This window comes from Acinetobacter boissieri, from assembly GCF_900096955.1.
Lineage (GTDB): Bacteria > Pseudomonadota > Gammaproteobacteria > Pseudomonadales > Moraxellaceae > Acinetobacter > Acinetobacter boissieri.
The window spans coordinates 42,816-57,441 of record NZ_FMYL01000010.1; the positions used below are offsets into that span (position 1 = coordinate 42,816).

Below are 14,626 nucleotides of genomic sequence, written 5' to 3' on the forward strand. Positions count from 1 at the left end.
TTTTAAAACTTAAAAGCAATCATGAATGATTGCCTTTGAGTTAAATTGAAGTGACGCAGATAACGGCTTAATTGCCTGCAATACGCCCGCCATCTTTACGGGTAATAACAACAGTTGCAGAACGAGGTCGTGCAGAGCTGTTTGCCGTACTTTGAGATGCCGGCCAATGGCTGTTTGGTTTGTCGTAGCTTGCAGATTCTTCACCGGGGTGTTGAATATTTACAAAAATGGCTTTGTTGTCTGGTGTCATGGTAATTCCTGTTATTTCTGCTTCTACAGGACCAACGAGGAAGCGACGTAGGTTGTCATCAGTGACTTTTGCGCCTACACGTGTTTGCTGTCCATTTGAAGTCGTTGCAACTGTACCATCGCCAATATAGCCGGGTAGTGCTGCAAGCATCATACAGTTGGTCACATCTGTATATGCGCTATCGTCTGTTTGTAGCCATAAAATACCACGTGAATCGAACCACATACCATCTGGACTTGAGAAGTCATTGTTGTCTGTGAGGCCAGATAGATTAATGTTGGCATTCATGCTGGCTTCAGCACCAAAAAGATAAATATCCCATTGAAATTGAAGCGCATTGGTCTTGTCATCTTGCTCTTTAAAGCGAATCACATGGCCATTTACATTGCCTTTTTGGGTCTTTTTATCTGCATAGAGGTCTTGATAATTACGTGGATTGGCTGCATCTGTTGGATAGTCTTTACCACGGTTTGAGTTGTTGGTTAGGGTAACGTAAATCTCACCATTTTCAGGGTTAATCGTACACCATTCAGGGCGATCCATTTTTGTTGCACCCACGCTGTCTGCTGCCATACGTGCAAAAGTCACTACATCTGCTTGGTTACTAAATGGATAAATTTTGTTGCTTTGATCTAAGCCATTTTTACCATAGCTGAGTTCAATCCACTGACCTGAGCCGTCTTGGTTAAATTTAGCAACGTACAATGTCCCTTTGTCCATATATTTATCACCTGCTTTGTAGCCAGCATTGGCGTCTTTTGCATCCCACTTTGCTTGAGATACAAATTTATAAATATATTCGCCTCTTGAGTCATCACCCATATAAAAAGCCAAGGGCATGCCTTCAACTGCTCTACAAGCACTGTCTTCATGTGCAAAACGTCCCAAAGATGTTCGCTTGACAGGATTGTGTTTGATATCGAAGGGGTCAATCTCTACCATCCAGCCAAATGTATTTGGGCCATTACGGTAGTCTTGACTTGCACTGTCAGCAGTGACGTTTGCTTTCCAACGGTCATAATGCTCTTGTGGCTCGATTTGACCAATGGCAGTATCCCACTCGTATTTTGAGCTTGAACCTGCTTTTAGACCATAGCGTTTGAGTGCAGCAATATCATGTGGTTGGCGTTTTGCATCATCTGTAGACGAACGTTGGAAGTAACCAATAAAGTTTTCTTCGGTCGTTAAGTAAGTGCCCCAAGGGGTATACCCATTGCCACAGTTGTTATGCGTTCCACGTGTTTTGAGTGCCTTTGGCGAGTAGGGTGTGACTAACAGCGGTGAGCCTGCTGCTGCACCTGAAAAGTCCATGGGTGTATAGGTCGTAATACGTCGATTAAAAACTGAATTTTTAATCATTTCAACATGTTGAGTTATTTCATTCTTTTTCACATGAATGACAGATACGCCGTGTGCATTATTTTCACGAATCACTTCATCTTCTGGGCGATGTCCATTCACGCTGGTTGGCCCTTTAGCATGTAGGAATGTTGGGTTGATGTACTCGTGGTTCATCACCAATAGGCCTTCTTCAGAGAAAGTGTCATCTAGGCGTTTGGTTTTTTTGTTTAAACCAAAAAAGTGAATGCCATCGTGACAGTCGCCAGAGCGAAACTGAAAACTTGGACCTGATGGAATATTATTGTCATCCCATGCGCCATAATTAGGGTGAATTGAGTCCCCTAAACTATATAAAACATTGACTTGATAGCCTTCAGGTACGGTAATTAAATCAAGTTTATTTTTTGCAACAGGTTGGAACGTAAGTTTTTCAGGGCGTTTTGCAGTGGGGAGGTGAGATGATCTTTGCCCTTGTTTTGCTGTGCTTTGAGATGATGCGCATCCCGTGACTGTAGCAGCAAGTGCAAGTGCAATAGTACCGCTTGCAGTTTTTTTAATCAGATCACGGCGTGTAATGTACTGACCTAAAATATCATCAAAATGGGTGTTGTTTGATGTGTTGTTGTCGGTTTCTTGGTCTTCATGATATGGCGTCTGCTGTGTCATGATATTCCCCTAGTAAGTTTAGATTTATCAAAGATTTAATTTGAATATACACTAGGGGTTTTTTATGTATTTTATCTGACAATTTTATGACAAATTGGTTAAATTAAGCTTTATTTAAGCTTAGTGTTTTTTCTCTATAATTTTACCGAATATAAGGCCAAGTTCGAAAAGTAACCACATAGGTATAGCAAGCATGATCATTGAAATGGCGTCCGGTGGTGTTGCAAACATGGCAATAAAAAAACAACCTACAATAATAAAACGTCTTTTTTTCACCAAACTTTCTGTAGGTACAATACCTGTAATAATTAAAAGCAGTGTGATAATGGGTATTTCGAAAGTAAGTCCAAATACCAAAAATAATTTTAGACAAAAACTGAGGTAACTGTTGATGTCTGTCATGGGTGCAACGCTTTCAGGCGCAACACTTATAAAAAAATGTAAAATAGAAGGTAAGACTATAAAATAGGCAAAAGCAATGCCTGTATAAAATAACGTAATACTGCCTGCCATGAGTGGAAAGGTGAGATTCTTTTCATGTTGATGCAATGCAGGTTTCACATAGAGCCATGCTTGATACAGTATAAATGGCATACTGATCATGAGGGCGACAAACAGATTGAGTTTAAATGGTGCTAAAAATGTGGCTGTGACATCCGTTGCTATCATTGAGGAACTGGTGGGTAATTGTGCTCTGAGCGGTTTAGATAACAGTTGATATGTTTGATTGGCAAATGGCAGTAAGCATAAAAATAAACCAAGCAATACAGCGACTACACGAATTAAATATTTTCTTAGCACAATAAGATGCTTATGGATTGGCATTTCATCGAGTTCAGTATGTGCTGAATCCTGTGGCTGTGTGTTGTGTAGCGAGGTCATACGGCCACCTTCAGTTCAATGGGTTCATGTACTTGCTGTGTTTGAGTGTTAGATGCTGTGTGTGTGGTCAGGCTTACACAGTGTGTTGTATAGCCGTAACGTAGATACTTCACAGGGGTGTAGTTATACTGTTTTAATTGAGTCGTTGCTTTATGGGTATTGAGCTGACCGAATGCATCCATTTGGCTTTGCATTTTTTGTTCAAGCGCAGCAATGCGTTGCATTTCTTTTTGCATTTGGTCTTTGAGTTCAGAGACACGCAGCTCATGGTCAATGTCATTTTGTATATTGCTCACAAAGCGCTTGCCCTTGCTGTACCATTTTCCAACAAAGCGTAAGGCTTCAGGCAATTTGTCAGGGCCAAGTACCAGTAGTGCAATTACTGCAAAAACTAAAAATTCAGAGATGCCAACATTTAGCATAAATTACTCGGTTTTACTGCTTTGAGTGACATTTGATTCTGCTTTTACTGTACGTGGCGTTGCTGATGATAATTGCTCTGGCTCGTCATCTTGCATTGTTTTTTTGAAATCTTTGACAGCACCGCCCATGTCTTTACCTAAATTTTTGAGTTTAGATGTACCAAAAAGAAGTACAACCACAATTAAAAAAATAATGACATGCCAAATTGATAAACCAGCCATAGTGATCTCCTAAAAATTAGACCTATAGAAACAGGATGTTATGACATTAGTGTGACGATAAAACGATGTTTTAAAGAATTTTTTAAGTTTCGTTTGTTAATAGAGCAGTCATTACATGATGAGTTCATCAAACATTACTTGGAAAGATTATGTCTATTGGGTTACCTATTTTTGCATTTGTTTTTGGTTGGCTAATCCAAAATTTTTCTATTGCACCACATTTAAAAAAGTTTTTTTCTATTGTACTGGCACGGTGTTTTATACCGTTCATTATTATTTACAATATGCTTTTTTATCAATCAGGTAGCTTGCTACTCATCCTGTTTAGTTTGGCTACATCTATAATCGTTTACATGGTCTGTACGTTTATTTTTAAAGATCGTTTGGTGGCCTTATGTGCCAGTTATAGTAATATTGGTTGGCTTGGTTTTCCTTTGGCATTACTCATTTTTGGGCACTCAATGAGTGCAGCTATGATTGCATTGTATGTAGGAAGCTCTATTTTTGGCAATATTTGGGCAATTCAAGCAGTCAGTGATGTAAAGCCCACATGGTCAGATATACTTAAAAAAGTAATGCAAGCACCACCAATGATTGCGTTATGCCTTGCATTGATTCTACGATTATTGTCCGTACAAAATATACTTCATGATCAATGGTGGTTACTCGACTTATATGCTTTTGCAAAATTTGCAATGGTTTTTGCCGGCATGGCTGTTTTGGGCATGTGGCTAAGCCAAACAAAGGTGGTGATGCGTGACTTAAAATATAGTGCTCGAATTATGTTGGTAAAATTGGCAGTTGGCGCTGTATTGTGTGGTCTTTTATATGTTTTAACGTCAAATATATTTATACATACCCATATTGCACTACTTTATTTCTTATTTTTTTTACCACCTGCAGCCAACATTGTGGCATTAGAAACTCACTATAGTGGTACGGGGAAATCTGCACAGTATATTGCTGCAGGTACAGTGGTGAGTATTTGTACGATTGCACTATTTGCATTGATTTATTTGGTTTTTATTGTATAGATGAATGATTACTCATGTTCTACGAGGGCTTTAATTTTACTGGCTTTTTCAAAATGATCGAGTTGGTGGGTAATGATCCACCAATGTGCGGCCTCTATGAGCAGTTCAGGTTCATCGTTTTTATTTTTAAAAAAAGCATAAAATGACAGTCCGACATCTTCTCCTTTTTTATCCATTTTGTTTTGACAGCCTTGTATAAATCTTTGTTTTAAATCATCTCACATTCGGTTTTCTTATCTATTATTTCTAGGTTGTGGTGCATATGCAGACACAACCTAAGTGTAGTTTATGCAGTTGTTAAACTTGCGACAAAAGCCTGCATGGCTTGACCTCTATGACTGATTTTATTTTTTTCAGATTTTTCAAGTTCAGCACTACTTTTGCCAAGCTCAGGTAACCAAAATAAAGGGTCGTAGCCAAAACCATGCTCGCCACGGGCTTCGGGGAGTATTTCACCTTGCCAAGTGCCTTGAAAGATTTTTGGTAAAGGGTCTTCCGCATGTGCTACAAATGCTAATACACAGACAAACATACCTGTAATGGGTAAGTTATTTTGGCGTAAGGGTTCTAATGTTTGAATGAGTTTCTGATTGTTGGCGATATCGTTACCATGTTCGCCAGCATAGCGTGCTGAATAAATACCCGGTGCGCCTGCAAGTGCAGGTACACATAAACCTGAGTCATCAGCAATTGCAGGTTTACCTGAGTGTTTGGCAGCATGACGTGCTTTTAAAATGGCATTTTCAATAAAGCTTAAACCATCTTCAATGGCATCTTCAATATGTAGTTGCCCTTGAGGAATCATTTGAATAGGTAAGTTGAGCTGTTCAAAAATTTGGCTAAATTCGGCAATTTTGCCTTTATTATTACTGGCAAGGACAATTTCAGCGTAAGGGTCGAGCCACGAGGTTTGAGTCATAATGATATTTTTGAAAAAATAAGACATTTAGATTATGCACAAAGCCATGTTAAAAAACAAAAAAAGCAACACATTTGTGTTGCTTTGAGTGAGCGTAAAAAGTTTATTGTGCTTGAATCCAGCGGTCTGCGCGGTCTACTGCTTGACGAATTTGATCTGGTGTTAAGTTAGCAGCCAATGCTGTTTTTTTAGTTTCAGACATATTCATGACTTTGTTGTCTAACATGCCATCACGGGTGGAAAGCTCATACCATTGATATGCACCAATATAATCTTTTTGATGTTCTTCCATGAGTGCAAGGTTAAAACTGGCACGGTTGTCGCCATGACTTGCTGCTTTTTCTAAGTAACTACGAGCCAAGACCATATTTTTACTGGTACCTGTACCATCAGCCAACATACGACCAACATTTAATTGGGCTGCAGGAATACCTTGGTCAGCTGCTTTTTTATACCAAGCAAAGGCTTGGTTCATGTCTTTAGCTGTATCTTTACCAGCTTGGTAGTGCATTGCCACATAAAACTGTGCAGCTGCTTGACCTGCATTGGCTTCTTGTACCAATTGACTAAAGCCCATGGTCGAATAACGTGCTGCTTGTGATGATGCTGATGGTTGTGGATTTGCTGTGATTAAATCTGCATGTGATAGTACAGATAAACCAAGCAGCAAGGTGCTCATAAACAGTTTTTCATATAGCGCTCACTCTATAAATTGCTACTTCGCCAAATAGATTCGGAAGACGTTTACCTAAAAAGCTATCTTCTTGATTCCCATTGACAGAAAGTCGGTTAATAATCCGAATATTGTTGTCAGCACAAAGTGCTTCAAAATCTCGGAAAGTACATAAATGGATGTTAGGGGTGTTGTACCACATGTATGGTAATGCTTTCGACACAGGCATTTTTCCTTTAAGTGCTAAAAATGCGCGTGTTTTCCAGTGAGCAAAGTTTGGAAAGGTAATAATGGCTTGTTTACCGACCCGAACCATGTCTTTTAACAATACATCTGGTGCATCTACAGACTGCAAAGCTTGTGCCATAACTACATAATCAAAAGATTGATCTGCAAAACGGTGTAAGCCAATGTTTAAGTCTTGTTGTATAATATTTAACCCTCGACTAATCGCAATTGCAATCTTTTCTTGATCAATTTCCATGCCATATGCACTGATGTTATATTTTTTGCTCAAATGAGCCAGTAATTCACCATCGCCACAGCCTAAATCGAGCACTTTATCGCTTGGGCTAATCCATTTTTCAGAAAGTTGTTGGTCTAATCTCATGAAATTTCCCCCTGTTGTGCTGTCTTTTCATTAAGCAATGCTTCGCCACCTAAAAAGGCACGTAATGTATTGACATAAAGCGGTATAGGAAATAAAAACGAGTCATGCCCTTGTTTGGCATTAATGTCCAAATAACTCACAGGCTTATTATTAGTAATAAGTGCATTCACAATTTCTTCTGAACGTTCGGGACTAAATCTCCAATCGGTAGTAAATGACACCACTAAAAAACGGCACTGTGTATTTTTCATGGCTTCAGTCAGCGATGAGTTAAACTCACGTGATGGGTCAAAATAGTCAAGTGCTTTGGTCATAATTAAATACGTATTGGCATCAAAGTTTTGGCTAAAGCGTTCGCCTTGGTAGCGTAAATAGCTTTCAACTTGGAACTCGACATCAAAACCATACATAAATTTGCCCGATTTTAGGTCACGGCCAAATTTTTGCTTCATGGCTTCTTCAGACAAATAGGTAATGTGTCCTACCATACGTGCCAAAATGAGGCCACGGCGAGGGTAACTGTCATTGGCAAGATAGTATCCATCATGAAAATCTGGATCAGATAAAATGGATTGTCTCGCAACTTCATTAAAGGCAATATTTTGTGCAGAGAGTTTGGGTGCACTGGCAATAATCACACAGCGTTCTAAACGGTCTGGGTAATCGACAGACCACTGTAGTGCCTGCATGCCACCTAAAGAGCCACCCACAATGGCGTACCATTTTTGAATACCCATTTGATCTGAAAGCATGGCGTGGGTGCGTACCCAATCACGTACTGTAACCAAAGGGAAATCTGGACCATAGGGCATATTGTTGTTATCTGGGTTGGGTGAAATAGGCCCTGTTGAACCGTGACAACCCCCAATATTATTGAGTGCTACAACAAAGAAATGATTGGTGTCTATGGCTTTGCCGGGCCCAATACATGCATCCCACCAACCTGGTTTCTTATCATCTTCACTATGATAACCTGCAGCATGATGATGGCCTGATAGTGCATGACACAGTAAAATTGCATTAGAGCGGTCTGCATTGAGTGTGCCATAGGTTTCGACCATAAGTTCAAAACGTGGCAGTACGCGCCCACACTCAAGCTCTAGAGGTTCTTCAAAAGTATATTTTTTAGGGGTGACTAAACCCACTGAATCAGATGCAAAAGACACGAATGTAAGTCGCCTTATTTTGAAATCATGAGTATGAAAAAGGATACCAACTTGGGTATCCTTTTGAAACGATTATTTTCAACTGCTTAGTGGTTTTTAGGCACAATATCAGTAATTTGAAGAACGCCTTGATCAATCAAACGGTTGGTACAGGCAATAATTGCTTCGATAGGAGAGGTGATGGTATTGCTATGAATACCTGCTGCAAACGTGCTCTTACCTGTGTCTTTCACTTGAATTTCAAGTAATGCTAAAGACTGGGCGCTTGCACCTGTGCCAATACTACGTTCCTCATAGTGTAATACATCGATTGGAAGTTGTAATGCATCAATCACCGCAGAAATTGGGCCATTACCACGACCATGTAGTCGTTGTATTTTTTCATTAATTTCAATATCTAGATCAATCACTTGATCATTGTCTTGGGTCGACAGTTGATATTTTTTCACGCTGTAATATTTGTCTTTAATATTGACATACGTATTTTGGAAAAGTGTCCAAATGTCTGCCGCAGAAATCTCAGCAGATGTCGTATCTGTATGCGCTTGTACAATTTGACTAAATTCAATCTGTACACGGCGTGGTAATGCCACGTTGTAATTTGATTCAAGTAAGTACGCAATACCGCCTTTACCAGATTGGCTGTTTACTCGGATTACAGCATCGTAATCACGGCCCAAATCTTTTGGGTCGATCGGTAAGTATGGCATGTCCCAAATGGCTTCATTTTTTTGGAAATCGAAGCCTTTTTTAATCGCATCTTGGTGCGAGCCTGAAAATGCAGTAAAGACTAAATCACCTGCATAAGGGTGGCGTGGGTGAACGGGTAAACCTGTACATTCTTCAACCGTTGCAATAATTTCATTAATATTTGAGAAATCAAGCTCAGGTGCAACTCCTTGGGTGTACATATTGAGTGCAATGGCTGCAATATCAACGTTACCTGTACGCTCGCCATTGCCAAAGACACAGCCTTCTACACGGTCTGCACCTGCCATAATGGCAAGTTCAGATGCTGCAATACCACAGCCACGGTCGTTATGACAGTGTACTGAAATGAGTACACCATCACGGCGAGCAAGATTGCGGTGCATCCATTCAATTTGGTCTGCATAGACGTTTGGGCTAGACACTTCAACCGTTGCGGGCAAGTTTAAAATCACTTTATTGTCAGGTGACGCTTCCCAAATGTCTGTAACAGCATCGCAGACATCTTTGGCAACGTGAAGCTCTGTTGCAGAAAAACATTCTGGGCTGTACTGAAATACCCACTCTGTTTCAGGTTGTTTAGCTGCATACTCTTTAACTTTTGTGGCCGCGTGTACAGCCAATTGCTTTGCACCCTCTACATCTGTATTGAGTACTTTTTTGCGAAAGGTAGGCGAGTTCGAATTATAAATATGCACAATCGCACGTTTTGCTCCCACCAATGACTCAAATGTACGGGTAATAAGATGGTCACGTGCTTGGACTAAAACTTCAATGTAAACATCATCTGGAATGAGGTTTTCTTCAATGAGTTGACGAGTGAAGTCAAAGTCAGTTTGTGATGCCGATGGAAAACCAATTTCAATGTGTTTAAACCCAATTTTAACCAACATGAGAAACATTTTTAGTTTTTGTTCTAGGGTCATTGGCTCAAAAATAGCTTGGTTACCGTCACGCAGGTCTGTACTCATCCAAAGTGGCGCTTTCGTAATCTCGTTATTCGGCCATTCACGGTTGGGTAAGTCAACACGTTCATACATGCGACGGTATTTTTTGCTTGGATCAGCCAACATGGATCAATCACTCCTAGATATAGTCGTGCGTCATGGATAACGTATCGCAACGACTATTTTTATTTAAATTTTGTTTGTTACATAAGTATACAGCACCGTCTAGCACGATGTAGACGACTTATGTGTTTTGGGAGTAAGTTTTTAGGGTGGATAACCGTTAAGTTAAGTGATCTACATGGCTGTTGTCAATGGTTTTGTGTGTCAATATAAGCAGTTGAAATGTCGCTCATACGTGCTGTACCGGCCAAAGCCATGGTAATTTCTAGCTCTTCTTTGAGTGTGCGAATCACATGCGCCACGCCCAAAGCCCCTGCAGTGGCAAGCCCATAAATATAAGGTCTGCCAATCAGTACCGCATGTGCACCCATAGCAATCGCTTTAAATACATCTGTGCCACGGCGTATGCCACCATCTAAAAGTAATGGGTAGTCGCTTGGTACAACGGCTTTAATACGTTGTAGTGCGGTGAGTGGTGAAATACAGGTGTCTAAAACACGGCCACCGTGGTTGGAAATAATTAAACCTTGAACGCCGTGTTCAATGGCAAATTTTGCATCATCGGGGTGAGAGACACCTTTTAATACAATGGGTAGCGAGGTTTGTTGTGCCAGCCAAGCGATGTCTTGCCATGTTGGGGCAAGCTGCATTAGACCATCAAATACGGGATGTTGGTTTGGTAAAAGATTTTCTGCCATGAGAAAGGTTTTGGTATGAGGGTGTGGCATATCTGGTGGAAGTTGAAAATTGGCTTTTCTTTCGGTATCTCGTATACCTTTATGTGGTGCATCTACAGTAATCACAATGGCTTTGTAGTGGTGTTGTTCTGCCATTTTGACCAATTGTAATGACTTTTCACGTCCACCTTGCCAGTACAGTTGGAACCATTTAAATGGATTGTCTTTATTTAATGCACGTAAGTCTGTTGTGGTAAAGGTGCTTAAAATAAGATTACTTTGCATGACTTCTGCGGCCAGTGCAGTAGCACGTTCTGCTTCTGGGTGAAATAAGGCTTGATGACCAATGGGAGCTAAAAAAATAGGGTGGGGGTAAGTTTGCCCAAAAATTTCACAGGTTGTATTACCATGAGATAAGTCTTTGAGCACCCGTGGCAAGATGTGTATTTTTTCAAATTGTTGTTGATTTTGTTTGAGGCTGATCTCATGCATTGCGCCACTTTGCAAATATGCCCAATGGCTTTTAGGTATGTGCATTTCGGCTTGTTTTTCATAGTCAGCCAAGGTGAGCAAGTGAGGTGGGATGTTATTCAAGGGGGCGTGTATTGTCATGATTTTATCTATGCAAGCGTGGCCTACATGTCACTCCATTGTCTGAGTAAATTGTGATAAATACCTGTAAGTTGTACAACATCTTCATGGTTGCTACCCAATTGTTGAGTCAGTGACTGTATAGATTGGTCAAGTTCAAACAGCATGCGTCTTTGAATGTCTGATGCGACAAAACTTTGGATCCAAAAGAATGACGATACTCGTGCCCCACGAGTGACAGGAGTGACTTCATGTAAACTGGTTGATGGGTAAAGAATCGCATCGCCGGCATTGAGTTTGACCGATTGTGTACCATAGGTGTCTTCAATAATCAGCTCACCGCCATCGTATTCATCTGGGTTGGTAAAAAAGAGTGTACATGACACATCTGTACGCATATACGTGTTAAGTACAGGGTGAGGACGAATAGCGTTGTCTATATGTGTACCAAAGTGACCACCGTTTTGGTAGCAGTTAAACATAGGGGGGAGGATGGTTTTTGGAAGTGAGGCACTAAATGCCGTAGGGTTAGTTTGAAAGGCTTGCGTAATAATTTTACCAATATGTAGCGCATCTTCGCAGTCAATCGGCAGTTGTAAGTTATTTTTTATTTGTGCAGACTGATGGCCTGTGGTGTGTTTGCCGTCAACCCAAGGGGCTGTCTCTAAAAGGGTACGGCATTCATTGATCTGTTCGAGTGTAAGTAGGTTAGGAACTTGTATCAGCATTATGATTTCCTAAATGAGAATAAAAAGCGTTTGCCATATTATAATAGCAAACGCTGGTTTATACCGCTAATCTTGAGTGAAAATTAGAAGTTATAGTTAATGTTGAGTACGGTTTGACGACCTGCACCTGGTAGTGCAAAGCCACTGCTATTGTGCTGTGATGTTCCTGCACGTAGATTGGTATAGTGGGTTTTATCTGCAAGGTTACGGCCAATTAATTGTACATTTAAGTTGTTGTTAAACTTATATGTAATAGAGGCATCATGCGTAAAATAGTCTTCAGACTGTATCTGTGGAAAACGATTGTTTTGTGCAGTTTGTGTACTGGTATACATCTTTCCTTGGTAAGTTAGGCCATAACCAGCTTGCCATTGGTCATTGAATGAATAGGTTGTCCAAATACGACCAGAATAGGTTGGTACAAGCATCACATGATTACCTTTTTGATAATCTGGCACATTGCCTACAGTCGTTTGTTTATATTTTCCTTCCATCCATGCAAAGGTTGTGGTGATGTCCCATTGCGGTGTAATTTGACCGAATAATCCGGCTTCGACACCATTAATGTAGTTTTTACCATCTAGTACAGTATTGCTATTGTCTGCACCTTGTATACGTACTTTATTTGACTCAGTTCTAAAACCTGCCATGGTAAAGAGTAGGTTTGGATTAATTTCCCATTTTATGCCTAGCTCGTAATTCATGGCACTTTCTGGCTTGGTATTACAGGTGTTTCCTACAGCAGTTGCAATACACGGATTATTGGCTGCATCCATCGTTGGTTTTTGTGAGTTTGCATAACTTGTATAAATGCTCACAGCTTCAATTGGTTTGTAGGTTAAACCTACACTGTAGCTGAATAGGTTTGCATTTTGTGAAGCGGGTGAGGTTGCTGTGATTTGCTGTGTTGTGGCTGAATAGGATTGACTGGTATATTGGCTTTCTGTGCGGTCAAAGCGTATACCAAGGTCGAGTAACCAATGTTGGCCAAATTCAGTGTTATTGAAAATATAGCCGTAATAGCTATTCATACTCCCGCTTGCATACTCTGATGCTCTGAAGTTGGTTGCACCACCCCAGTAATTATTGGGGTTGTATAAGTCTGTTGAAGGTAGCGTAATACGTGTACCATTGGAATTGAACAATAATCCACCCAATAGTCGAGTATAGTCTTCTTGGCTAAAACCAATTCCTGTGACGAGCGTATTTTTGATGTGCTCATTTTGAAAAGTAAGTCTCAGGTTGGTGTCATTGGCAAATTGTTTGGCGGTAATATTATTTACAAAGCCAAAGCGTTGTGCATCGGGGATATAGCGCCCACGTTGGTTGCATGATGTATAGCCTGTTTGATTTGCATTGGTTTTTGCGACTGGCGTTAGTCCTTCAAGAGAACAAAAAATGCCTCGTGGTGAAGATGTGATGCCACTTTGTGAAATATTGCTAAGACGAGTGACAGAGTGAAGTTGTATATTGTCGCTCAGTTGGCTGTCGACTTTAAAAAGCCCATTACTGTTTTTAATATGGATTTGATCTAAATTTTTAAAACCATAGTAAGTAGATGGAGACAAGCCATTTACACCACGGCCATTAAAATAGGGTACGCCGTAAAGTGGGTCGTTACTGTCTTTTTGGTACATATATGCCAAAGTAAACTGTGTATTTTCACCCATGCCAAAAGTTATAGCAGGGGCAATTCCCCAGCGTTTTAGATCTTCGCTACGCCCAGGATAAGTGTTTCTATGTGCCATGACGTTTAAACGAACTGCAATATCATCTTGTATAATCTGGTTGAAGTCGCCTGTAAATCGGGTGTAATCATCGGTACCTAGGCCAACAGAAACAAGGTGCTCATTTTTGTTTTTCGGCATTTTGGTGACAAGGTTTACACCACCACTGACTTGTCCTGCGCCGTTTTCTACAGAGTTTGAACCTTTATTGACTTCTACAGCATCGTAATTAAATAAGTCTGTACGGGTAATAATAGCTGTATCTCTAATTCCATCGGTTGTGATGTTATTTTTTGCATCATAGCCACGAAGGTTAATTCGGTCGCCAAGTGTACCGCCTGCTTCACCTGCACTAAAAGAAATACCTGGTGTGGTTGCAAGTGCATCTTGTAGTGAAAGTAGATTTTGTTCTTTTAAGGTTTGTTCAGTGAGTACTTGAGTTGTTTTTGCAGTATTAAGTAACGGCTGAATGCGTTTACTTGATGAGCTTTCTTTAGCGTAAAAGCTCGTTTCAGTGTTTGCATTACTTTGAATTGAAGGAAGATGCTGCACTGACTCAGTCGAAGCGGCAAAGGCAAGATTAGGGAGTGCAATAGCAAGTGCAACAGTTTTTGCTACATGAGTATTCGGTTTTGTTTTCTGACTTGGCATAAGTACGCCCTTTAAAAAATGACTCGTATTATCGTTTTGATGAATAAACGACCGAAAGAGCTGGAATTATAAATGATAATTATTTTTATTTAAAATATAATATTATTTTGTGTTTTTTGTTAAGTTATTGATTTTAAAATATAAAGTTATATCTGTTTTTTAGATTGTAATTTATTTGTAATTGTTTTTTGCGATTATTGTTTTTTTTTTGGTATTATTTAATATTAATTTAAGTTTTATGCTTTTTAAAAGCAGCCTCCATAAAGAGACTGCTTTTCGTTGATTTTGT

General features: G+C 40.0%; 14 protein-coding genes. 1 reads left to right on the forward strand and 13 read right to left on the reverse strand.

Going from position 1 to position 14,626, the window contains the following annotated elements; translation table 11 throughout:
• Positions 1-67: 67 nt before the first annotated feature.
• The 4 genes from BLS38_RS10605 to tatA form a co-directional block, all read right to left on the reverse strand.
• Entirely contained in the window at positions 68-2,257 is a 2,190-nt protein-coding gene (locus BLS38_RS10605; protein WP_092749410.1) for a PhoX family protein, read from the reverse strand.
• Positions 2,258-2,377: 120 nt separating this feature from the next.
• The gene (gene tatC, locus BLS38_RS10610) at positions 2,378-3,139 is read right to left on the reverse strand and encodes a twin-arginine translocase subunit TatC (RefSeq protein WP_092749412.1); all 762 of its coding nucleotides are present in this window, start codon (positions 3,137-3,139) and stop codon (positions 2,378-2,380) included.
• Entirely contained in the window at positions 3,136-3,561 is a 426-nt protein-coding gene (gene tatB, locus BLS38_RS10615; RefSeq protein ID WP_092749414.1) for a Sec-independent protein translocase protein TatB, read from the reverse strand. The genes tatC and tatB overlap by 4 nt, the downstream gene beginning before the upstream one ends.
• 3 nt (positions 3,562-3,564) lie before the next feature.
• Positions 3,565-3,783: a Sec-independent protein translocase subunit TatA gene (gene tatA / locus BLS38_RS10620; RefSeq protein WP_092749416.1), complete on the reverse strand. Its 219-nt coding sequence runs from the start codon at positions 3,781-3,783 to the stop codon at positions 3,565-3,567.
• A 149-nt stretch (positions 3,784-3,932) separates the two neighbouring features.
• Between tatA and BLS38_RS10625 the strand changes: the two genes are divergently transcribed.
• Entirely contained in the window at positions 3,933-4,817 is an 885-nt protein-coding gene (locus tag BLS38_RS10625) for an AEC family transporter (RefSeq protein ID WP_092749418.1), read from the forward strand.
• 8 nt (positions 4,818-4,825) lie between these two features.
• On the opposite strand, the gene BLS38_RS10630 is transcribed toward BLS38_RS10625, so the two are convergent.
• The 9 genes from BLS38_RS10630 to BLS38_RS10670 all read right to left on the reverse strand — a co-directional run bounded on the left by BLS38_RS10630 (position 4,826) and on the right by BLS38_RS10670 (position 14,337).
• Entirely contained in the window at positions 4,826-4,993 is a 168-nt protein-coding gene (locus tag BLS38_RS10630) for a DUF6500 family protein (protein WP_244518285.1), read from the reverse strand.
• A gap of 110 nt (positions 4,994-5,103) precedes the next feature.
• On the reverse strand, positions 5,104-5,736 hold the full coding sequence (gene rdgB, locus BLS38_RS10635) for an RdgB/HAM1 family non-canonical purine NTP pyrophosphatase (RefSeq protein ID WP_092749506.1): 633 nt from the start codon (positions 5,734-5,736) through the stop codon (positions 5,104-5,106).
• Between the two features lie 103 nt (positions 5,737-5,839).
• Positions 5,840-6,415, reverse strand: coding sequence for a tetratricopeptide repeat protein (locus tag BLS38_RS10640; RefSeq protein ID WP_092749420.1), 576 nt, complete (start codon positions 6,413-6,415; stop codon positions 5,840-5,842).
• A 10-nt stretch (positions 6,416-6,425) separates the two neighbouring features.
• Positions 6,426-7,019 (reverse strand): methionine biosynthesis protein MetW, encoded by a 594-nt coding sequence (gene metW / locus BLS38_RS10645; RefSeq protein ID WP_092749422.1) that lies wholly within the window; start codon positions 7,017-7,019, stop codon positions 6,426-6,428.
• Complete coding sequence (gene metX / locus BLS38_RS10650) at positions 7,016-8,185, reverse strand: homoserine O-succinyltransferase MetX (RefSeq protein WP_092749424.1); 1,170 nt, start codon at positions 8,183-8,185, stop codon at positions 7,016-7,018. The genes metW and metX overlap by 4 nt, the downstream gene beginning before the upstream one ends.
• An 86-nt stretch (positions 8,186-8,271) precedes the next feature.
• Positions 8,272-9,966, reverse strand: coding sequence for a 2-isopropylmalate synthase (leuA, locus tag BLS38_RS10655; protein ID WP_092749426.1), 1,695 nt, complete (start codon positions 9,964-9,966; stop codon positions 8,272-8,274).
• 185 nt (positions 9,967-10,151) lie between these two features.
• Positions 10,152-11,252: an alpha-hydroxy acid oxidase gene (locus BLS38_RS10660; protein ID WP_092749428.1), complete on the reverse strand. Its 1,101-nt coding sequence runs from the start codon at positions 11,250-11,252 to the stop codon at positions 10,152-10,154.
• 23 nt (positions 11,253-11,275) lie between these two features.
• Positions 11,276-11,959, reverse strand: a complete 684-nt coding sequence (locus tag BLS38_RS10665) for a Fe2+-dependent dioxygenase (RefSeq protein ID WP_092749430.1) — start codon at positions 11,957-11,959, stop codon at positions 11,276-11,278.
• A gap of 83 nt (positions 11,960-12,042) precedes the next feature.
• A complete protein-coding gene (locus tag BLS38_RS10670) occupies positions 12,043-14,337 on the reverse strand; it encodes a TonB-dependent receptor (RefSeq protein ID WP_092749432.1) in 2,295 nt (764 codons plus the stop codon).
• Positions 14,338-14,626 lie beyond the last annotated feature (289 nt).